Origin of the sequence: Brevibacterium permense, from assembly GCF_025506275.1 — a bacterium.
GTDB classification, from domain to species: Bacteria; Actinomycetota; Actinomycetes; order Actinomycetales; family Brevibacteriaceae; genus Brevibacterium; species Brevibacterium permense_A.
This window is the reverse complement of sequence record NZ_QYCP01000082.1, coordinates 55,880-75,915: the sequence shown is the minus strand read 5'-3', so window position 1 is coordinate 75,915 and position 20,036 is coordinate 55,880. Positions and strand designations below refer to the sequence as shown.

21 protein-coding genes and 1 pseudogene are annotated in these 20,036 nt (G+C 58.8%); 12 read left to right on the top strand and 10 right to left on the bottom strand.

Annotation, left to right across the window (positions count from 1 at the left end; translation table 11 throughout):
- Positions 1-131 precede the first annotated feature (131 nt).
- The 4 genes from D3I60_RS07160 to prfB all read right to left on the bottom strand — a co-directional run bounded on the left by D3I60_RS07160 (position 132) and on the right by prfB (position 4,291).
- Complete coding sequence (locus tag D3I60_RS07160) at positions 132-1,361, bottom strand: peptidoglycan DD-metalloendopeptidase family protein (RefSeq protein WP_262775453.1); 1,230 nt, start codon at positions 1,359-1,361, stop codon at positions 132-134.
- A 1-nt stretch (position 1,362) separates the two neighbouring features.
- A complete protein-coding gene (gene ftsX / locus D3I60_RS07155; RefSeq protein WP_262775452.1) occupies positions 1,363-2,277 on the bottom strand; it encodes a permease-like cell division protein FtsX in 915 nt (304 codons plus the stop codon).
- Positions 2,274-2,963, bottom strand: coding sequence for a cell division ATP-binding protein FtsE (gene ftsE, locus D3I60_RS07150; RefSeq protein ID WP_262775451.1), 690 nt, complete (start codon positions 2,961-2,963; stop codon positions 2,274-2,276). Before ftsE ends, ftsX begins: the two co-directional genes overlap by 4 nt.
- A gap of 203 nt (positions 2,964-3,166) precedes the next feature.
- Positions 3,167-4,291, bottom strand: a complete 1,125-nt coding sequence (gene prfB / locus D3I60_RS07145; protein ID WP_139908580.1) for a peptide chain release factor 2 — start codon at positions 4,289-4,291, stop codon at positions 3,167-3,169.
- Positions 4,292-4,685: 394 nt separating this feature from the next.
- Here prfB and D3I60_RS07140 point away from each other — a divergent pair, with 394 nt between their 5' ends.
- Both D3I60_RS07140 and D3I60_RS07135 read left to right on the top strand, forming a co-directional pair.
- Positions 4,686-5,165 (top strand): hypothetical protein, encoded by a 480-nt coding sequence (locus D3I60_RS07140; protein ID WP_262775450.1) that lies wholly within the window; start codon positions 4,686-4,688, stop codon positions 5,163-5,165.
- 237 nt (positions 5,166-5,402) lie between these two features.
- Positions 5,403-7,097 carry a nucleobase:cation symporter-2 family protein gene (locus tag D3I60_RS07135; protein WP_262775449.1) on the top strand — a complete coding sequence of 565 codons (1,695 nt, stop codon included), beginning with the start codon at positions 5,403-5,405 and terminating at the stop codon, positions 7,095-7,097.
- A 510-nt stretch (positions 7,098-7,607) separates the two neighbouring features.
- Here the strand turns inward: D3I60_RS07135 and D3I60_RS07130 are convergent.
- Positions 7,608-9,221: an amidohydrolase gene (locus D3I60_RS07130; protein WP_262775448.1), complete on the bottom strand. Its 1,614-nt coding sequence runs from the start codon at positions 9,219-9,221 to the stop codon at positions 7,608-7,610.
- Positions 9,218-10,702, bottom strand: a complete 1,485-nt coding sequence (locus tag D3I60_RS07125; RefSeq protein ID WP_262775447.1) for a purine-cytosine permease family protein — start codon at positions 10,700-10,702, stop codon at positions 9,218-9,220. The genes D3I60_RS07130 and D3I60_RS07125 overlap by 4 nt, the downstream gene beginning before the upstream one ends.
- Positions 10,703-10,795: 93 nt before the next feature.
- Between D3I60_RS07125 and D3I60_RS07120 the strand changes: the two genes are divergently transcribed.
- Positions 10,796-11,455 (top strand): TetR/AcrR family transcriptional regulator, encoded by a 660-nt coding sequence (locus tag D3I60_RS07120; protein WP_262775446.1) that lies wholly within the window; start codon positions 10,796-10,798, stop codon positions 11,453-11,455.
- A 609-nt stretch (positions 11,456-12,064) separates the two neighbouring features.
- Here D3I60_RS07120 and D3I60_RS07115 read toward each other — a convergent pair.
- Both D3I60_RS07115 and D3I60_RS07110 read right to left on the bottom strand, forming a co-directional pair.
- Positions 12,065-12,805 (bottom strand): ankyrin repeat domain-containing protein, encoded by a 741-nt coding sequence (locus tag D3I60_RS07115; RefSeq protein ID WP_262775445.1) that lies wholly within the window; start codon positions 12,803-12,805, stop codon positions 12,065-12,067.
- Between the two features lie 34 nt (positions 12,806-12,839).
- Positions 12,840-13,361 (bottom strand): nucleoside deaminase, encoded by a 522-nt coding sequence (locus D3I60_RS07110; RefSeq protein ID WP_262775444.1) that lies wholly within the window; start codon positions 13,359-13,361, stop codon positions 12,840-12,842.
- Between the two features lie 1,037 nt (positions 13,362-14,398).
- Between D3I60_RS07110 and D3I60_RS07105 the strand changes: the two genes are divergently transcribed.
- The 8 genes and pseudogenes from D3I60_RS07105 (at position 14,399) to D3I60_RS07080 (ending at position 18,130) form a co-directional block, all read left to right on the top strand.
- A complete protein-coding gene (locus D3I60_RS07105) occupies positions 14,399-14,824 on the top strand; it encodes a transposase (protein ID WP_262775443.1) in 426 nt (141 codons plus the stop codon).
- Between the two features lie 12 nt (positions 14,825-14,836).
- On the top strand, positions 14,837-15,259 hold the full coding sequence (locus D3I60_RS19345) for an IS3 family transposase (protein ID WP_369415278.1): 423 nt from the start codon (positions 14,837-14,839) through the stop codon (positions 15,257-15,259).
- A pseudogene (locus tag D3I60_RS19340) lies at positions 15,193-15,420 on the top strand (DDE-type integrase/transposase/recombinase); the annotation flags it as partial. The gene D3I60_RS19345 and the pseudogene D3I60_RS19340, both read left to right, overlap by 67 nt.
- Positions 15,421-15,669 (top strand): integrase core domain-containing protein, encoded by a 249-nt coding sequence (locus D3I60_RS19335; RefSeq protein ID WP_369415279.1) that lies wholly within the window; start codon positions 15,421-15,423, stop codon positions 15,667-15,669.
- A gap of 137 nt (positions 15,670-15,806) precedes the next feature.
- A complete protein-coding gene (locus D3I60_RS07095; protein ID WP_262775441.1) occupies positions 15,807-16,157 on the top strand; it encodes a PadR family transcriptional regulator in 351 nt (116 codons plus the stop codon).
- Positions 16,158-16,159: 2 nt separating this feature from the next.
- Positions 16,160-16,528: a DUF1048 domain-containing protein gene (locus D3I60_RS07090; RefSeq protein WP_262775440.1), complete on the top strand. Its 369-nt coding sequence runs from the start codon at positions 16,160-16,162 to the stop codon at positions 16,526-16,528.
- Positions 16,525-17,382 carry an ABC transporter ATP-binding protein gene (locus D3I60_RS07085; protein ID WP_262775439.1) on the top strand — a complete coding sequence of 286 codons (858 nt, stop codon included), beginning with the start codon at positions 16,525-16,527 and terminating at the stop codon, positions 17,380-17,382. The genes D3I60_RS07090 and D3I60_RS07085 overlap by 4 nt, the downstream gene beginning before the upstream one ends.
- A complete protein-coding gene (locus D3I60_RS07080) occupies positions 17,360-18,130 on the top strand; it encodes an ABC transporter permease (protein ID WP_262775478.1) in 771 nt (256 codons plus the stop codon). Before D3I60_RS07085 ends, D3I60_RS07080 begins: the two co-directional genes overlap by 23 nt.
- 60 nt (positions 18,131-18,190) lie before the next feature.
- Here D3I60_RS07080 and D3I60_RS07075 read toward each other — a convergent pair whose 3' ends face one another.
- Positions 18,191-18,532: a histone-like nucleoid-structuring protein Lsr2 gene (locus D3I60_RS07075; protein ID WP_262775438.1), complete on the bottom strand. Its 342-nt coding sequence runs from the start codon at positions 18,530-18,532 to the stop codon at positions 18,191-18,193.
- A 619-nt stretch (positions 18,533-19,151) separates the two neighbouring features.
- Entirely contained in the window at positions 19,152-19,400 is a 249-nt protein-coding gene (locus D3I60_RS07070) for a hypothetical protein (RefSeq protein WP_262775437.1), read from the bottom strand.
- Positions 19,401-19,530: 130 nt separating this feature from the next.
- Between D3I60_RS07070 and D3I60_RS07065 the strand changes: the two genes are divergently transcribed.
- On the top strand, positions 19,531-19,725 hold the full coding sequence (locus D3I60_RS07065) for a hypothetical protein (protein ID WP_262775436.1): 195 nt from the start codon (positions 19,531-19,533) through the stop codon (positions 19,723-19,725).
- Positions 19,726-20,036 lie beyond the last annotated feature (311 nt).

The following is a 20,036-nucleotide window of genomic DNA, read 5'->3' as shown; positions in this document are numbered from 1 at the left end:
GCACGCGTTTGCGGGCACAGCCATCAATTCTATCCCATCGCCGCCCTTCCGCACGCCCGTCCCCTCCCAGAACTACCTGACGGCGGCCCAGCTACCTCGCGCGAGGTTGCTGGGCAGCCGTCAGGTAGCAATTAGAAGATGAACGGTTTGGGGTCGACGTAGCCGCCGTTCTCCATGATCTCGAAGTGCAGGTGGCAGCCGGTCGACGCTCCCGTCGTACCGGAGTACGAGATGATGTCGCCCTTCTTGATCCTCTGCCCGTCGTGGACCTTGAGCTTCGTATTGTGGTTGTACGTCGACGCGATCGATTTGCCCTTGATCTTGCCGTGGGAGATGACGACGCGGTTGCCGTATCCGCCGGTCCAGCCGGAGGTGACGACGATTCCGTCGCCGGCCGAGCGGATCGGGGTTCCGCAGGGAACGCCGAAATCCATTCCGGTGTGCAGCTTCCGTGCACCGGTGATCGGGTGGACGCGGTATCCGAACGGAGACGTCGTCGGGTATCCCTTGGCCGGATTGGCCAGGACTCCGTCACCGAAGACGAACTTGCCCTTCTTCTCCTGCTCTTTCTCCCATTCCCGGACCTTCTCGGCCAACCGGTCCTGCTCGGCCTTCTCATCGGCCAGCTGCTTCTCGGTCTTGTCCTTGTTGTCGGAGATCGTCTTCTCCGCATCGTCCTTCGCGGAGATGAGGTCGTTGAGGCTGTCGGCCTTCTTCTTCGCATCGACCTGCGCGGCCTCTTTGGCCAGCACCGCCTCGGCGGCTTCGTCCTTGAGGTCGGAGATCTTCTCGGTCACGCCCGAGAGCCGCTCTTCGTTGTTCTTGTTCAGCGCCCGCTGTTCGGAGAGTTTGTCGATCGTGCGCTGCTGAGACCGCACCGCCGAGTCGACGCGGCCGATGCCGCCGTCGGCGCTCGTGCCCTCGGCCATCTGAAGCAGCATCGCCAGATCGGAGGTGATGCCCGAGTTCTGATAGGCCTGTCTTCCGATGCGGGCCGCCGAGGTCTTGTGCTTGCCGATCTCCTCCGTGCCGGACTTGATCGTGTCCTTGAGATCCTTCTGCGCGTTCTCCGCCGAGGTCAGGCGCGCGGCCATGTCCTCATCCTTCTCGATCGCCTCAGCCAGCGCATCGTCGGCGGCCTTCGATTCGGCTTCGGCATCCGGCAGCTTCTCCTGCGCCGCATCGCGTTCGGCGATGACGCGGGCCAGGTCCTCGTCGAGACCTTCGAACTCCTGCTGGAGCTCCTTGACGCGTTCGTCGACCTCGCTCTTATCGTCGCGAGGATCGGCCACCACCGAGGTGACCGGCATGACCACTGCCAGCGCGGCTGCCGTGAGGACGAGTCCGAGTCTGCGTCTCATCTCAGACCTTCGTGTACTTGTTCAGCGTGATCAGCGACGACGCTCCGGCCATGAGCACGCCGATGATGATGAGCACAGGGGTGATGAGGAGAACGTCCCATCCGGAGATGAGGCTGAATCCCGTCGCCTGCGACTGCAGCCAACCGCTGACTCCGAAGTGGACGAGCAGTCCCAGAGCACCGGCGGACAGCGTCGCACCGACGGCCGAGGCGATGACGCCCTCGAGCAGGAACGGCATCTGGATGAAGGTGTTCGACGCGCCGACGAGCCTCATGATGCCGGTCTCCCGGCGTCTCGAGAACGCGGAGAGTCGAATAGTGGTGGCGATGAGCAGCATCGCGCACAGCAGCATGATGCCGGCGATCGCGATCGCCACGATGGTCGCGATATTCAGCACCCCGAACAGACGGTCGAGCAGCTGATTCTGGTCGACGACCTCTTCCACCCCGGGAGTCGACGAGAACGTCTCCTTGATGATGTCGTACTTCTCGGCATCCTTGAGTTTGACCCGGAAGGACTCGTTCATCTCGTCCTTGGGCACGGTGCCTTCGAGGCTGGTGCCCTTGAACTGGTCCTGGAAGTGCTCGTAGGCCTCGGTCTTGTCTTCGAAGTAGACCTTGTCGACGTAGGGGGCCAGATCGGAGCTTTCCAGTTCGGACCGAATCTGACCCTTCTGGTCTCCCGTGACCTCACCGTCGACGCAGTTCGTCGCCTCCGAATCAGGCGGGCACAGGAACACGGAGACCTGCACGCGGTCATACCAGAAGTCCTTCATCTGCCCGACCTGCATCTGCAGCAGGATCGCGGCACCGACGAAGAGCAGGGACACGAAGGTCACGAGCACGACAGAGATGACCATGGAGAAGTTCCGGCGCAGACCCGACCAGACTTCGGAGAGGATGAAACCGGCCCTCATGATGCGACTCCGTAAGTGCCGTCTTCGACGTCGCGGACGATTTCGCCTTCGCGCAGTTCGATGACTCTCCGGCGCATCCGATTGACGATCTCTCCGTCGTGGGTGGCCATGAGCACAGTGGTGCCGTTGCGGTTGATCTTCTCGAGAACGTTCATGATGTCAGCGCTCGTCGCCGGGTCGAGGTTGCCCGTCGGCTCGTCGGCGAGCAGGATTCCGGGCTTGTTGACCACGGCGCGGGCGATGGCCACACGCTGCTGCTCACCGCCGGAGAGCTCACTGGGGTACCGCTTCTCCTTGCCGGCCAGACCCACGGTCTCGAGGACGTCGGGGACGAGAGTCGACATGGCCGCGCGGGATTTTCCGATCACTTGGAGTGCGAAGGCCACATTCGCGAACACGGTCTTGTTCGGCAGCAGGCGGAAGTCCTGGAACACGGTTCCGATCCCCCGCCGCAGGTAGGGCACCTTCCAGCTGGGCATCTTCACCACGGATTTTCCGGCGATGTGGATGCGACCGGAGCTGGGGACCTCTTCGCGCAGGATGAGTCGGATGACCGTGGACTTCCCCGAGCCGGACGCCCCGACGAGGAACACGAATTCCCCGCGGTCAGCCTCGAAGGAGATGTCATCGAGTGCTTTGCGGGAACGTGTGTCGTAGGACTTCGAAACGGAGTCGAATCTGATCAAGTCGGTCTTCAATCATGTTGCGGGTGGCTCGGCCGCTTCCACTGTACGTAACAGTTCCGTGATGTTCGCGGAGGCGGCCGGGCGTGTGTTGCGATCTGATGAAGTTCACAGTCGCCTCGGTGATGGTCGAAACCTCGCCGAGGCGGCCGACCCTCAGTCGGCCATCGACCGAGTGAGACAGCTCGGTACCGTTGCTCGAAGAGTCAGGCCTCGGCCTCTTCGGCCATCTCCTGTTCCTTGCGCCAGCGGATGCCGGCTTCGATGAGTCCGTCGAGGTCACCGTCGAAGACGGCCGAGGGGTTGTTCACCTCGTAGCCGGTGCGCAGGTCCTTGACCATTTGGTACGGATGGGTGACATAGGAGCGCATCTGATCGCCCCAGCTGGCCTTGATATCGCCGGCCAGCTCCTTCTTCTGCGCGGCCTCTTCCTGGCGCTTGAGGTCGAGCAGTCGCGACTGGAGGACACGCATCGCGGCCTCACGGTTCTGGATCTGGGACTTCTCGTTCTGCATGCTCACGACCACGCCGGTGGGGATGTGCGTGATGCGCACGGCCGAGTCAGTCGTGTTCACCGACTGCCCACCGGGGCCCGAGGACCGGTAGACGTCGATGCGCAGATCGTTCTCGTCGATCTCGACATGGTCGGTCGATTCGATGAGCGGGACCACCTCGACGGCGGCGAAGGAGGTCTGGCGGCGGCCCTGGTTGTCGAAGGGGCTGATCCGGACGAGACGGTGAGTGCCCGCTTCGACCGACAACGTGCCGTAGGCGTAGGGTGCGTCGATCTGGATAGTCGCGGATTTGATGCCCGCACCTTCGGCATAGGAGGTGTCGAGCTCCTGGACCTTGTATCCGCGGTTCTCCGCCCACCGGACGTACATGCGGGTGAGCATCTGCGCCCAGTCGGTCGCGTCGTCGCCGCCGGCACCCGACCGCACGGTCACGACGGCGGAGCGCTCATCATATTCATGGCTGAGCAGGGTCGAGATCTCGAGTTCGGCCAACTGATCGCGCAGCTTCCTGATGTCACGGTCAGCCTCTTCGAGCGAGTCCGAGTCACCTTCATCCTGGGACATCTCGACGAGCAGCTCGGCATCGTCGATCCGCTCACCGAACTTCTCGAGCTTTTCCAGGGTGCCCTGCTTGTGCGAGAGCTTAGCCGAAGTCTTCTGCGCCGAATCAGGGTCGTCCCAGAACGTCGGCGACGACGCCTGCTCCGTGAGTTCGGCAACCTCGTCGCGCAGGTTGTCCAGATCGGACACGTCGAGAATCGCTTTGTACGTCTGGCGGAGGTTGGCGATTTCAGAAGAGTAATCAGTGGAGGCCATAATGATCCGATTCTAGTGCATGCCCTCCCCCGAGCATGAAACGGCGCCGAGGCAGTCGACCGTTGAGATATCAAGGGCTGATCGGTCGAGGCAAGCCCCGATCGGTCGCCCCGGCCCCTTAAAGCGCCGCCGGCGGGAGATCTGATTCATCCCGCCGGCGGCGCGGCTCACGTCACTTCATACGAAGACTGGTGTGGAAAATATAGTCCGAAACCCACCTTTGCGCAAGACGAAAACGCCCCGCAATGACATTCGTGAAACTACACCGTGAGCATTTACAGAACTCATTCCCGGTTATCCACAGATTTGGGATTTCACTAGATTCTTCATTCGACTACAGATAGATTAAACAGCAAATCACACTGTGAGTTGAATGATCAGGCAAGGGTTCAGAGTGGAAGCCACCGAAGTCATCACCAGCGAGGTTCACAAACGGATCAGAGATCTCGATGTGGACCCCCGCGCCGATATTCAGCGCTCTCGCGAGCTCATCCGCACCGTCATCGCCGAATACGATGAGCGCAGCCTCCTCGCCGATCTCCCCGTGCTCGAAGACAAAGAGGCGACGTTCCGACATATCGATCATCAACTCTCCGGGTTCGGTGCCCTGCAGGACTATTTCGATGATCCGCACGTCGAAGAGATCTGGGTGAACTCCCCGAGCGAAGTCTTCATCGCCGTCAACGGAATCCACCAGCTGACAACGACGAAGCTCAGCGCCGGTGAACTCGATGACCTCATCGAGCGGATGCTGCGCACCTCAGGCCGCCGCGTTGACCGATCCGAACCAGACCACGACTGGAGAGCCCGGTCAGAAGTCTTTGCCGAGCAGTTTCACTCGGTTGAAAACACTGGTGCTGCGACCACCGATTGATTCCGCCACCAGCTAATATCAATTCGAACAGTTGCCCTGAACCGTTGCTTAAACGCGCTGGTGGCTGCGGACCAATCAGATTTGACATGCGGCAACATTCGGTCCATGGTGACCAGTATTACATTTTTGGAAAATGTGATCCACGATACGGAAACAGTATGAGGTTCGGCGCGAAGCCACAGTGGCGTAGGTGAGTCTGAGCCCCGTGCTGGAAGGCCCTCCTGGAAGGTTCTGACGATGACAAAGAAGTCGACGAAACGCCGCCTATCCTCAATTCCACCGGATTCCAATCGGCCCGAGGACGCTTGGTTACCGCTGTCGCAGCAATTCGCCTACGGGCTGCAGCACGTGCTCACGATGTACGGCGGGATCATAGCTGTGCCCATCATTATCGGAGGTGCAGCGGGCCTCTCTCCAGCCGAGAGCGGACAGATGGTAACGGCAAGTCTCTTCGTCGGCGGCCTCGCCACGCTCATCCAGAGCATCGGCATCGGCTTCATCGGGTCAAAGCTTCCCCTCATTCAAGGCGTCTCGTTTGCTGGCGTTGCCACCATGCTTGCAATCTTGCAAGGCGGCGGTACCATCAACTCAATCTTTGGGTCGATCATTGTCGCCAGCATTGTCGGCTTCGTCATTGCGCCCTTCTTCGCCAAGATCATCCGGTTCTTCCCACCAGTGGTCACTGGTGTGGTGATCACCTCTATCGGCCTTACCCTCATCCCCACCGCCGCTGATTGGGCGATGGGTGGGGATGAAGAAACTTCCGGATACGGTCAGGTCAGCAACATTCTTCTGGCATTTATCACCTTCGGTATTATCCTTTTGCTCAGTAAGGTTGGCTCTGCAACGATTTCACGCCTGTCGATCCTAATCGGCCTGGTTCTCGGCACCGGCATTGGCGTCCTCATGGGTAAGGCCGACTTCTCCGAGATCGGGGCCGCGGCCCCAGTGGCGCTACCGGAGCTCCTACCGTTCGGGATTCCCACTTTCGATATCGCATCGATCCTGTCGATGCTTATCGTGATCCTCGTCATCAAAACCGAAACGGCGGCCGATGTCATTGCCGTCGGAGAAATCGTCGGAACCCCGGTGAATTCTCAGCGGGTGGCCAATGGCCTGCGAGCCGACATGCTGTCGTCGGCCGCTGCTCCGCTCTTCGGTTCCTTCACGCAGTCCGCGTTCGCTCAGAACGTCGGGCTAGTCGCTTTGTCCGGAATCAAATCCCGATTCGTCGTTTCGGCCGGTGGTGTGATCCTCGTCGTGCTCGGGCTCATCCCGTTCCTCGGCGAGGTCGTCGCGGCCGTGCCGATGCCTGTGCTCGGCGGTGCCGGTTTCATTCTCTTCGGCACTGTGACAGGTTCCGGCATTCGTAGCCTCAAGACGGTGAGCTTCGAAGGGAACATGAATCTCATCATTGTCTCCTCCTCGCTTGCGTTCGCGATGCTCCCGGTGATGAAGCCGGACGTCTATGACGCTTTCCCCAACTGGTTCCAAGTGGTCTTCCATTCCGGTATCTCTTCGGCAGCGATCATGGCTGTCGTGCTGAACCTGCTATTTAACGAACTCACTGCTGGCAACTCAAAAGACCCTTCGGTATTCGCAGCGAAACCACTCAGGTACCTCACTCCCACTAATCTCAAGGATCTTCGTGAAGGTGACTGCTTCATCAACGGCAAGTTCGTCGACTGCGACGGAGAAGAAATCCCAGTCATCCCCGACGAAAAAGAAGATGTCGTCAAAACAGCGATTGAGAACGGGAAGATCGCCCATACGTCCGAGATAATACACGTGGTCGAGAATCCAACAAGCTCTGGAATCGTATCGCCATCCATTTTCGCATCAGAGGCCGACGGCACTGCCTTAAAACAGTCAACCGAGAACTCCAACGGCGTTCACGAAAAGACCACTCGATCAGGGTCAGAGCGAAGTTGAACAAAGCCCCTGTCGATACTTCAAGATTGGTGTGCTGCAGATTCTGTTAGCAAACAGGCTCGACGCGTTTCCTGATGCGGATCGCCGCTCGATGGTGTGGCTCGGTCGGAGTCGCCGTAGTCATCGCATTGAGCGACGGTCCACAGATCCCCCTCGGTTTGCTAGAAGCTGGCTTCACCTCATACCTGGTCGCGGAGCGGAGCTTCACCCGTGACGAAGGAAGAGTAATGCGCGAGATGACCATGAGCTGGCAGTGACGGTCTGTCATTCGCCGTGACTAAGATTGCCTACGGTGCGACCATATGATGGAGGGGCAACTGCACGTCCTCAGCTGCCCCTCCGCAATGCTCAGGCCCGTTCGTCTTCACGCCAGAGATAATCCGACAACGCATTCCTGGACACGCTCATCGGAGTGGTCAGCGAACGAACGAACAGACTCAGCGGTCGTTAGGAATTGACTATTTGAATCGGCGCGGGTTGACCGGCCTTATGGGGTGGTTCCGCGAAGAGTCAACGGGAGACTTCATGGACGACTTTTCCGCCGAGAACGGTTATTGCTACAGTCGCCGACAAAAGCGTTTCAACCGGTTCGTCGAGCACGTTGGCATCGAGAACGATGAAGTCAGCCAAGAGTCCTGCACGCAGCCGACCCACTTCGTCTTCGGCTCCGCACACCCACGCTGAGTCGGCTGAACCGTGGACAATAGCCTCGGAGAGAGGCAAGGCGAATTCAGCGATGTTCGGTTCCAGCTCCGGCGCATCGGCCGATCTACGTGTTGCGGCCATGAACATGTTCGGCAACGGTGGATGGGCGGCCGTGGGTGAATCCGTGCCGAAGGCAAGTCGAGCGCCGGCCTCGGTCATCCATGGCCAAGGGAATCCGCGATCGGCCCGATCATCGCCCAGCTGTGAGCGCCAAAACGCAGCATTGGCGGGATCGGAATGAACAGGTTGCATGCTCGGTGTAATGCCCAACGCAGCCAATCGCTCAACATCTGCCCGGTCAACGACCTCGAGATGTTCGATACGGTGGCGGCGCGGAAGCGGACCGTTGATACTGATGGCATGTTCGACCGCCGAGATGGCGATTCGTACCGCCTCGTCGCCAATGGCATGCATGGCGACCTTGAGCCCATTGGCATCGGCGGCCGCGACCACTGGAGCCAGATCCTCGGCCGGCCAAATCGGTTCGGCGGTGCTCCCGTCGGCATAGGGCGCTCCGAGCACTGCTGTACACCCATCCACAGTGCCGTCGATGATCATCTTGATCCCGACAACCTCCAGATAGGGGGACGAGATGGTCGCTGCCAGCTCGGCAGCGCGGGCTACCTGTGCCAGGTTCCGCTCGGCATCGCCGGTGTTATTGACCCGCCAGTACGCTTTTAACCGACTAGTCAACCGACCGTCCTGCTCCGCGGCGAGAAAAGCGTTCAAGTCTGCTTCGTTGAAGCCCATATCCGTCGACGTGGTCACACCAGTCTCGCGGTAAGCCTGTTGAACGAGGTCGAGGCTGCGAGCATGTGTCGCTTCGTCGGCGAGCTCGTCCAGGAAAGGGGCAACGATCGTGTGGAATGCCGTCTCATCGACAAAACCAGTCGCCGTTCCGTCATCATCACGGTGAATCGTCCCGCCCAGCGGATCGGGTGTCTCGTCGGTGATGCCGACTTCATTGAGCGCTGCGGTATTCAGCCACACCGAGTGGTAGTCGTAGGCGACTGCATAGACGGGTGTGTCCGGATACTGGTCATCGAGCATCGCCCGGTGAGGTTGGCCGCCGGGGATAGCACCATGTGGCCACCCCATGGCATAAACACGTGGACTATCAGGGTTCTCGGCCCGCCACTGGGCAAGCCTATTATGAATCTCTGACAGATTTTCCACACCCCACAGAATGGCCTGGCCCAATGCCTCCCCAGTGCCGATGACATGGGCATGACCGTCGACAAATCCCGGGAGCATCAGGCGACCGCCAAGATTGATCTCTTCGGCTTCCGGGCTCAAACGACGGGCCGTCGCCTCATCGCCGACGTAGAGAATCCGGTCACCGCGTACCACGACGGCTTGCGCCCATGCCCGGGAATCTGCAGTAAAGACTGAGGCATTGAAGTAGAGCTGATCGCTCACGGAGTCACTCCTTGTATCGAGACGCTTTTCGTTTGATCTTGAACTTTCTCAGCAGGCAAAGTGGCACATTGGCGTTGCACACCACCGCCGGCGAAGAGAATATAGAGGCTGGCGCTGGCCACCAGCGCAATCGGCACAGAGAGGTCAATGAGACCCATCGAAGCAGCAACCGGTCCGGTGAAGACTTCCGTTGTCATGAAAAGTGAGCCGAGAACAGCGCCCACGATCACCGATGTCATACCGGCGAGGGACCAGCCGTCGTGGAACCAGAACGGCCCCGTCGGGTTCTCGATGAAAAGTCCAGGACCGTCATACCTGTTGCGTCGGACGATGATGTCAGCCACGTAGACAGCGATCGTTGGCGCGGAGATGAGGATGAGTAGCTGCAACATGAGGTTAACGGCCGAAAGCAGGCTTGTGGCATTGACCAGGAAGAGCGTCAATGCCGTACCCAGGACACCGATGATCAATGCAGAAGGGATCCGTCGAATCGGAACTCCGATCGATTGAAAAGCCATCGAGGCCGTGTACGTGGTCATGCCGTTTAACGCAATCGTCGTAGTGATGACCCCGAGAACGAAGATCGGTGCAAGCCAGACAGGGATCAAGTCGAGTAAGGCGTATTCAATTCCCAAGTCCAAGCTTTCTGCGGGCACGATCGTCGCCAAATAGATACCGACGATAAAGAAGACAGTGCCTGGTATTGCTCCGCCCAGAGCGGTAGCGGCGACAATCGCCCACGGCTTAGTATCGCGGGGCAGGTAGCGGGCCATGTCCGCACTGTTAGAAAACGACAGCGGCGTTGACGCTTGGATGGCAAAGCCGATCGTCACCGCCGACCACAGGGCCACCCCGCGTAACGGTTCAGGCTGGGAAAATCCCCAATCGATGTCGACTGCGATGAATCCCGAAGCAACGAGGAAGATCACCAGGAGGCCGACGGTGATCACACTGAACGCACGCAGAATCAGACCATGGCCGAAGATCGCGACGAGGACCGTAATCGCTGCGACCACTACAGTCACGAGGACTAAAGCCACCGGCTTCGACATCCACCCCCACCGCGAAAGAAGCTCAGCTCCCATGAACGAGGAGGCAACCCAATTCAAAGCCAAGAAGATACCGGAGATAAACCAACCATAGAAAGCAATGACAACCTTGTTACCACGTATACCGTAAATCGCACGCTGAATGACTGAACCTGAGGTGCCTGCGGCAGGTCCGCTGATAGAAACGATTCCCGGCAATATCCACAAGAGTCCTGAAGCAACGCTGATGAGGATCGACTGCCAGATCTCAAGACCCATGGTCGTCAGGGTCGCCCCAACAGTGAGGTTGAGGACGCTGATGTTGGGAGCGGCCCAGACAGCAAAGAGGTCACGGGCTCGCCCGTGACGTTCAGCATCAGTCACTATCTCGATTCCCCTGGCTTCAGGGGTACGCGCCGAGTCGACAAACCCGGAAGTCTCTGATGGGGACATAGAAGATCCTTTCGCTGCCACGAGCGTCGTTGCTGGCGCCGAAAACACTATTGGTCATGCGACCAATTCACTGTTGGTCACCAATGCAATAGCATGGCAAGCATCATGTCAACTCCTCCGCGATCTCGAACACGCAAGTCCCCCACCGCGCGCCGAGCCGAGATTCTCACCGCTGCCGCCCGAATCGGCCTGTCGGCGGGGCTGGAAAATATCACATTGCGTGCAGTTGCCAACTCGCTCGACGTACGCCCAGGACTCATCCATCATTACTTTCCTTCAGTTGACGACCTGATCGTTGCTGCGTTTCGAAGCGCTGCGGGCGCTGGACGCTTCGAACGGCAAGCAGGCCATGGCACCGCAACCGAGCGGATTGCACGCTTTGTCACCAATCTCGAGAGCCGGGAAGCGAAAGATCAGTTCCGGCTGTGGTTTTCGGCTCGCGAAATCAGCCGCTCAAGCGCCGCAATGGCCATGGCGCTTGAGGAGTTGGAGGAAATGGGCAGAGCCAGCATGACTCAGACGATCGAAGCTGGAATCCGCGACCGCGAGTTTCCAGACGTTGATGCAACAATGGCGTGTGTCCGTATTTACATGGCACTCGACGGGTACGGGGCGTATGTCAATAGTCCACTGCCGTTCGAGCACATCGCATACCGATACTTCGTCGCCGATGTCGCCGAATGGGCACTCAGCCTGCCCCCCGGCACGCTCAGAGCTCATGCCGAAATCTCGCACACCCTGGAAAGGCCTTAACTCGACACAGTCGAGTAAGACTGCGGCCGAAACTGATGTGACCGATTACTGATTCAAACAATCAATTGAGATTCTATTCGGCAAGTAGAAAACGTGAACAAGAGACTTTGCTCAGCTGCCGAATCAAAATGAAGTTCAGAGGACCGAGAGCGTTCACGCACGACGGCCTCCCCGCACTTGACCCCAGATCTGCATCCCGACATTGACCGCCGCTCCACCTTCCTCAGCGCATCATCGCGGCTTCAATGGTCGCCTAAGGACCGCGAAATCAACGTGGTTCAAGGAAGGCAGCTTTAATCCACATCCGTCAGTAGCCGCAGGCCAGAGAACAGTTTCCTGCTGCACTAGTTTGATTCCAAATAGCCAACTGCAGAGATCATTCACAAAGTCTGCGAACTGACACCAGGTCCAGTAACCGACTCGACTCGAGCCGAAACCTCGGTCAAATGAAATGTGCACCGTACACCACCGATACATTGCAGCGTCTGCACACAGAGAACGACATCTCCACATTAGTCAAAACTGCGAGGACAAGCCGATAAAGGCCTGTACACAATCGAGCAGCTGTTGTATGGGCCCCAGGCTCCGAGTCGACTGGTCGCAAGTTCCTCAGCGTGCAGCTTGGATGAGGTCAACAATTTCCGTAAACCCCTTGTCTGCGGCGAGGTCCTCCGGGAGGGTACCCTGCCCGTCAGGAATCGTGACATCAGCACCGCCCTCGATGAGCAAACGCACCGTCTCGATATGGTCTCGACCACCTGAACCGAGAACGATCGCTTCGTGCAGTGCTGTCCAGGATAGATTATTTACGTGGTTGACCGGAACACCAGCTTCGAGAAGGATCTTCACGGTGCTGACATGACCGTGCTCACTGGCGGGAATGAGCGCAGTTCCTCCGTACCGATTGGTCGACTTCACGTCAGCTCCATGCTCCAAAGTCGCTTCTAGGATACTGTCGAGGCCCTCGGCTCCGGCATACAAAAAAGCGGAATCGTCGATCGCATCCTTCGCATTCGGATCCGCTCCGGCGTTGAGGAGCAGCCGAGCGAGCTTGCTGTCGCGGTTACGTGTGGCGGTGAGCACCGCGGGTTGCCCCTCAGAGTTGCGAAGGTCGACATCTGCTCCGGCGTCCAACGCCCGTCGCGCAGCATCGCTGTCTTCGGAGGCGACAGCGCCGATGAGTGCTTTGTTCTGATCTGACACAGTGTTCTCCTCAAAATCAGACTTCGCAGAATCCAAGGTTTCAGATCTGCTGGCTTCAGTTGAGTCGACCTGACTGCAGGCTGTCGTTGTGATGAGCATCGCAGCAAGTGCTGTCGAGCACAGCGCGAGGCGTACGACTCTTTTCATGGGCACTTCCATCTATTGCGGACCGTAGTTCTGATCATTGGTCTTCAGCCTCCTCCTCGGCGATGCCGTGATACGTGGCATGCACGCCCTTGACCTGCGGGATCAATTCCGCAACTGGTCCCACACTCTCGACAGTGGGCGCAACCTGCTGGATCGACAGAGGTGCTACGGGACCGGAATCAACTCCCCACTGGCTGAGCCATGACCGGAGCTGTTCGCCACTCGCGGCATAGACAATCGTGCCCAGGCCCACCCAGGCATGAGCGGCACTGCACATCGGGCAGTGCTCTCCGGAAGTGTAGACAACAGAATCCGCCCGGACTTCTCGCGACAAGTTCTCCGCAGCCCAACGAGCGATCGCAAACTCCGGGTGCTGTGTGGCGTCCCCATCCTTCACCCGATTGCGATCTTCGTAGATCACGCGACCGTTCGGATCGACTAGGAGAGAGCCGAACGGCTCGTCTCCAGCCGCAAGAGATTCCTCTGCGAGCTCGATGCAACGGTGAAGGTGCGCGAGGTCGTCGCCTGTCAGTGAGATAGATGCTGATTCAGCCAAAGCTTCCTCCTATATGTCGATATTCAGTGGCGACCAAGACAGAGCCGGCCATCCGGCACACGCTGCCTATGCAGTTCAAGCTCCGAAACCGCATCAACGTCTTAAGCTTTCGCATACTCAGCGAGTCGCGGCCTGGCACGTTCTGAATGGAAGTGGTGCACCCTTTGCGCCGATCATCCCGGTCAGTCCTCCTCTTGCAGCAGTAGACTAATTGGGCCCGGCGGTATGACCAGGGTGGCTCTCTGTTTGGCACATCCCACCCTCGCCGCTGGATGCGGCTAAGCGCACTTGGTATACCAATTTCTATTCTCTTTCATTTCATCGCAACGGGCAAGAACACTCCTTTCGTCTTTCACAGTCCGTTGAGACCACCTTCCGACAACCGGCGGAACGGAAACGTCGACGACAGACGCACCAGCGGAAGAGCGAATATGCGCTGCGCACAACTGTCGCATTATTCGACTCGTGGATGAGAGTCCATTGTCGTCACCTGGGCGATATCACCATTGACAGAATCGTTCACCGCGCCGAAGGATTACGGACAACGAAAAACGTAATGGGATCTCCTCCCCACGGGAAGCGGCACCCCAAGTTCCTTTTCCCGAAGCGGCATTCGCACCGTGGTCTAAAGTCACACCGACTCCGGACCCGTCAGGCAATACGACAATCGACATGCCGCATCGCCTCAAACGGGACATCGTCCTCAGTTCAGATCAAACTTGCCGCGTCCCGAGATCATCAGCAAAGGCACGTTCGCAGTGGCAACGATGCGCGAAGTCCACATGTCGTCATATATTGGCGCCTCAAGTCATACGGGTATCGATTTCCTTTTCCGCGAGTCCAGCAGACGGCATCGACACCCACTTCGCGGTATGCCAGCCTCCGACTAAAGAAGAGAATCGAATACTGTCACACGACCGAATAACATCGTCCGCACTCGGCATTTGGGGCGCCCACTTCGCCCCGTCACAACCAGCTGAATCGCCCCGGGGATAATAGAGGCAGGGAGATTCGAAGAAGGAGATTCTCTCTTGCCAGTGAGATACACTGACGAACTCAAGGCTCGCGCCGTAGAGCTCGTCATCCGCGCCCAGGCCGATCCGGAGACCGCGAACGGGGCAATCACCCGTGTCGCCGGCGAGCTCGGTCTGAGCAAAGAGACCTTGCGAGTCTGGGTGCGTAAGCACAGGGACTCCGGCAAGGCCACACCGACTGAGTCAGTCGATTTGGAAGCGGAGAACCGTCGGCTGCGGGCGGAGTTGGCTGAAGCGAAGCGAGCCAACGAGATCTTGAGTCTAGGTCGGCTTTCTTCGCGGCGGAGCTCGACCGCCCTTCGAAGAGGGGTACCTCCCGCTTGCGGGGGAATCGTCGCCGTCATCGATGACAACCGTCACGAGTTCGGAGTCGAGCCAATCGTGCGCTCCCTGTCCGGGACTGCGGCACGGATTGCTGTGAGCTCGTAGTACGCGTACAAGTTGCGTCAATCATCAGCCCGGGCCCGTCGGGACCAGGCGCTGATGGTGGTGATCCAGGATGTCTATGAGGCGAACTACTCCTGTCACGGGCAGTGGTTGATGGGGAAGGCGATCAACCGTGGGTACGCCGATCAGTTCGGCCCGGTGGCCCGTTGCACGGTAGAGCGGTTGATGCGCCAGTTGGGCATCGACGGTATTCGACGCAGGAGTAAGCGTCCGAAGACGGCTGCGGCTAGGGCTGACGAGTGTCCGGATGATCTTGTCGAGCGTGAGTTCGCGGCACCGGCACCGAATTGTTTGTGGGTCGTGGGCATTCCCCGCAAGCGGGAGGTGCTCCCTCCTATGTTCCGACGTCTGCTGGGTGGGTGTATACGACGTTCATCCTCGATGTCTTCCACCGAGAGATCGTCGGTTGGCAGGTGACGAACCATATGCGGAAGTCCCTGTCCCGGGACGCTCTGACGATGGCTCTGGCTGCGAAATACCGGGCCGGTGAAGACGTCTCCGGGTTGGTGCATCACTCGGATCGTGGGGTGCAATTCCGGTGGATTCACTATGGCGAGACTCTGGCGGAGTCCGAGGTCGTGGCGTCGGTGGGGTCGGGTGGGGACGCGTACGACAATGCCATGGCCGAGGCACTGAACTCGGTCTACAAGGCAGAGCTTATCGGCCGGAAGGCATGGTCGGGGTTGATCGAGGTGAAGGCTGAGACATCGAAATGGGTGGCTTGGTACAACCAGTCCAGGTTGCATTCAGCGATTAACTATCGACCGCCCGTCGAGGTCCGTTCCGAATGGATCAACCAGTCCGCGACAGAACCTGCGGCTGCTTAGGAATCCAAGAAAAGAAGCCTCTACGAAACCCGGGCTTGACATAGTCTCCCGAATTCCTTCTACTCAATGTTGCCAATTACCGGTACCCATGATTACTATCTACTGGTAGTCATTGTTACTGAGTAGAGGATGATCCGGTGGGCAAACAGGCAACAGAAATGCTCAAAGGCACTCTGGAGGGCATTGTGCTGGCGATCCTGGCTGGACGGTCAGCGTATGGATACGAGATCACGGCGTGGCTGCGCGACCAAGGATTTGATGACATTGCCGAGGGCACCGTCTACGCCCTGCTGGTCCGGATCGAACAGCGAGGTCTGGTTGACGTGGAAAAGGTGCCCTCAGATAAAGGTCCGCCCCGGAAGGTCTATTCATTGAACGCCCGGGGCCAGGAGCACTTGAACGACTTCTGGAGAACGTGGAGTTTCCTCGCCGAGCGAATCGAACAGCTCCGTACACAGGTCAGTCCCCCTCAGAGACAAGGAGAATAATCATGGCAGCACGATGGATCGAGATGATCACCGGCTCACTCGAGGACAAGAAGCGCTGGCGCGCCTACAAAGCGCGCATCCAGCAGTTGCCACCGGCCTACCGCACGACTGTCGAAGGCATCGAGCGATACCTCATCGTCACCGGCCCAGCCGATGGCGATCACTTGGTGCACATGGTCGAAGACCTCGCTGACCTCTTCGAACGAGCCGCGGTCGACGCCACACCGATCCGTGAGATCGTCGGCGACGACCCGGCAGAGTTCGTCGACACTTTCAAGAGCAATTACGGGCTTGCCGGGTGGATAGCAAAGGAACAGCGTCGGCTCGCTGACTCGATTGACCAGGCGGGGAGGGAACAGGGATCCCCATGACGACTAGTTCAGAAAGCCCACAAAGACCACCGGCGATTCGGGTCAGCGGTATAGAGAAGGCTTTCAAGGATCTGCCTGTGCTTCGAGGAGTCGATTTAGAGGTCGAGCATGGCAGCATCTTTGCCCTGCTCGGCTCCAATGGCGCGGGCAAGACAACGCTAGTACGAATACTGTCGACGCTGCTCAACGCCGACGCCGGTACCGCGACCATTCAAGGCTTCGACGTCGCTGGCGACCCGGCGCGGGTGCGGGAATCGATCAGTTTGACCGGGCAATTCGCAGCCGTCGACGAGGTGCTCACCGGTCGAGAGAACCTCGTCCTCGTCGCCAGATTGCGACACCTGAAGAATCCCGGTCAGATCGCTGACGTCATGCTTGCTCGATTCGGTCTGAGCGCCGCGGGTCTCAGACGGGCGGGAACCTATTCCGGCGGGATGCGACGCCGACTCGACGTCGCGATGAGCCTCATCGGTAACCCACCGGTAGTTTTCCTCGACGAGCCGACCACCGGTCTGGACCCGCAGTCCCGCCAGGATGTCTGGCAGACCGTCCGTCGCCTCGCCGACGACGGCACCACCGTGCTGCTGACGACCCAGACTCTCGATGAGGCCGAACAGCTCGCCGACCGGATCGCAATCTTGCACCGCGGCAGGATCATCCAGAACGGCACTCTGACCGAACTCAAGAAGCTCCTCCCGCCAGTGAAAGTCGAGTACGTCGAGAAACAACCCTCGTTGGAGGACGTGTTCCTCGCTCTCGTCGACGAGACCGCTAGCCCTGACACCACGCTCGGATCAACCGTTGAAGCGACTCGGGCCGGAAGGAATTCCGATGACCAGCCACGTACTAGCTGACACCTGTGTCCTCACTGGACGATCGCTGCGCCATATCCTCCGCAGCCCGGATACCATTATCACCACCGCCGTCATCCCGATCGCACTGATGCTTCTATTCACCTATGTCTTCGGTGGCGCGATCGACACCGGCGACGGGCAGTCTTACATCAACTACCTTTTACCCGGAATCCTCCTGATCACCATTGCTTCAGGTATCTCATACACCGCGTACCGCCTCTTCCTCGACCTGCAAAGCGGCATCGTCGATCGCTTCCAGTCGATGCCGATCGCCAGGTCCAGCGTTCTTTGGGGGCATGCACTGACCTCTTTGGCGTCGAACATGGTATCGGTCGGCATCGTCATCAGCGTCGCGCTGATTCTGGGCTTCAGGACTAGCGCGTCACCCGGATCCTGGATCGTAATCGTCGGCGTTCTCTTGCTCTCCACGCTTACCCTGACGTGGGTGGCGATCATCGCCGGGTTGGCAGCGAAGACCGTCGATGGTGCCAGCGCGTTGAGCTACCCGCTGATCTTCCTCCCGTTCATCAGCTCAGCCTTCGTGCCGATCGCGACGATGCCCGGACCCATCGCCTGGTTCGCTGAGAACCAACCGGTGACTTCAATCGTCGATACCATCCGCGCGCTCTTTGCCCAGCAATCCATCGGCAGTGACATCTGGATCGCTCTGATCTGGCTCATCGGCATCCTCGTCGTCGCCTATGCCCTCGCGATCGTCCTCTACAACCGAAAAACCACCTCTGCATGAGTCGCCTATCGGCGTGCTGTGGACCCGGCGAGCTTGCTGGGCTTTGGCGCGGGACTCGCGTTAATGAGCGTTGTCGTAGGCTTCGACGACATACGTTGGGATACGGCCACGAGTGTAGATGCCGTAGTCGTTGTCTCGAGCCCACTTCCGAATCCCCTCGAGATCGCCTCGTCCTTGCCAAGAGTCACGGATGCGACTCTTGGTCTGGGAGCTCCTGACCGCTCTGGCCACCCTGGTGAACGGTCGCAGGTTCTCTTCTAACTCCTCGGCGTGAGCAGTAGTGAGGTCGATCGCATAGCTGGTTCTATCGATCGCGAAAGTGACGGTTCGCCCCTCACTGGGGTCGGAAATAAGTGTGCCGTCGAGGTCGTCGTAGATGTGCTCAATGAGTTTTCTCGCCATCGGCATATTCTTTCGAGCTCGCGGGCAGTGTGAGGCAGGACGTCACCGCTAGATCGCGGCCCATGAGGACGAGCCCCGATCCGACTAGACGGGGGTCCACTTCTCCCTCTGCGCATCCATCTACTCGCTGTTTAACACCGTACCGTCGCCTCGGCGGCGAACATTCGATTAGGCATGTGCAATCTCTCGTGCTGCTAGTACCAGGGCTTAGTGGTCAGAACCCTGCAGCTGACGCGGGCCAGGCGTAGGGAGATGAAACAGACGCCGTTTCCTCAAGGGATCCGAACGAAGAACGATCGCATGAATATCCGTCAGACAGCGGTCCCGAAATGTCGACCTGGACCAAGAAGACGCATTCAAGTTCTTCGCATCAACCACTCCCCTAGAGCGTCATTCTCGGCGGCCGGACTGAGGACATTGGTCTCTGAACCATGGTCAGCGGCCGATGAGGATTTCAATCGTGGGCCCAACTGTAGGCCAAGACATGCAAGTCAGCCACGACCGATCATCAACCGCTCTGATACCGAGCCCTACCGGCGAACGGATACCGTTATCGACTGTTAATCTGCCCGGAACTGATGAGCTGACGAACTCGCATCTTCTGCTCACCGTCGCCAAATTATTCAACGGCCGCCATCAGGTCGACACCATCGTCCAAAGCAAGATTGATCTCATCACGGCGCTCGCGAGATCCACCCAATGCGTTCACACCGCCCACAGCATTGAGTTCAGGCGCTTGGAGCTGCGCTCTTCCAACGAAGTCCGCGACAACTTCGTCCCCAACAGCATCGAAGTCCGGCACGTAGTCAATCCCGGAGTCCAGATCATTCGTGTCGTATCCCAACTCAGTGAGCTCCGACTTGTCCATGAGACCTCCTGCTCGCAGAGATGTTGCGCCACTGCTTTTCCAGCTCCCCGTTCGAGCGTTATACACCGAGCAGACAGGCTCCAGCCAAATCGAGGAACACCTCGTTTGGCTAGTGCTCCAGCAAACCAAAATGGACTACACCCGGCAATCCGTCTACGGTGACCGGTCCGTAATCGGCCCGGCAAGCTCAGCAGTAGCCGCTGGCATCCTCGACAATGAAATCGGCGTCGATACCGATAATGTCACCAAGTGGCTTGGTGAATCCATCGGCGAAGGAGCCGCACGCAGAGCCGAGCAGGTCATGGCCGGGACTGCTGAAGGTTGAGTTGACCCCGGTTGAATACGAGCTTATTCGTCGCAAGGCCGTCGCCCTGGCGGCATAAACCTCCGTAGTCAACTCCGCCTTCAGCAGACCCGAGCAACTGCACCTGGCCTCGTTCCCATCAGCCCTGCCGGATGTCCGCAAGGACGGACGGGTCGAGACTGGGTAGATTTCACGGTCAAAACTATATGAGGCATCGACTACTTTTCGCGGGCATATCGACGTGAGGCACTGCGAACGACGAATCGCCTCAATGACATTCGTGAAACTACACCATGAGCATTTACAGAACTCATTCCCGGTTATCCACAGAT

Bases quoted from the DNA above. Each gene is read 5' to 3' on its own strand.
- D3I60_RS07160 (WP_262775453.1), bottom strand. From the start codon at position 1,361: ATGAGACGCAGACTCGGACTCGTCCTCACGGCAGCCGCGCTGGCAGTG.
- D3I60_RS07065 (WP_262775436.1), top strand. From the start codon at position 19,531: ATGGACTACACCCGGCAATCCGTCTACGGTGACCGGTCCGTAATCGGC.
- ftsX (WP_262775452.1), bottom strand. From the start codon at position 2,277: ATGAGGGCCGGTTTCATCCTCTCCGAAGTCTGGTCGGGTCTGCGCCGG.
- D3I60_RS07120 (WP_262775446.1), top strand. From the start codon at position 10,796: ATGGCAAGCATCATGTCAACTCCTCCGCGATCTCGAACACGCAAGTCC.
- D3I60_RS07115 (WP_262775445.1), bottom strand. From the start codon at position 12,805: ATGAAAAGAGTCGTACGCCTCGCGCTGTGCTCGACAGCACTTGCTGCG.
- D3I60_RS07075 (WP_262775438.1), bottom strand. From the start codon at position 18,532: ATGGCGAGAAAACTCATTGAGCACATCTACGACGACCTCGACGGCACA.
- D3I60_RS07090 (WP_262775440.1), top strand. From the start codon at position 16,160: ATGGCAGCACGATGGATCGAGATGATCACCGGCTCACTCGAGGACAAG.
- D3I60_RS07085 (WP_262775439.1), top strand. From the start codon at position 16,525: ATGACGACTAGTTCAGAAAGCCCACAAAGACCACCGGCGATTCGGGTC.
- D3I60_RS07135 (WP_262775449.1), top strand. From the start codon at position 5,403: ATGACAAAGAAGTCGACGAAACGCCGCCTATCCTCAATTCCACCGGAT.
- D3I60_RS07080 (WP_262775478.1), top strand. From the start codon at position 17,360: ATGACCAGCCACGTACTAGCTGACACCTGTGTCCTCACTGGACGATCG.
- D3I60_RS07070 (WP_262775437.1), bottom strand. From the start codon at position 19,400: ATGGACAAGTCGGAGCTCACTGAGTTGGGATACGACACGAATGATCTG.
- D3I60_RS07125 (WP_262775447.1), bottom strand. From the start codon at position 10,702: ATGTCCCCATCAGAGACTTCCGGGTTTGTCGACTCGGCGCGTACCCCT.
- prfB (WP_139908580.1), bottom strand. From the start codon at position 4,291: ATGGCCTCCACTGATTACTCTTCTGAAATCGCCAACCTCCGCCAGACG.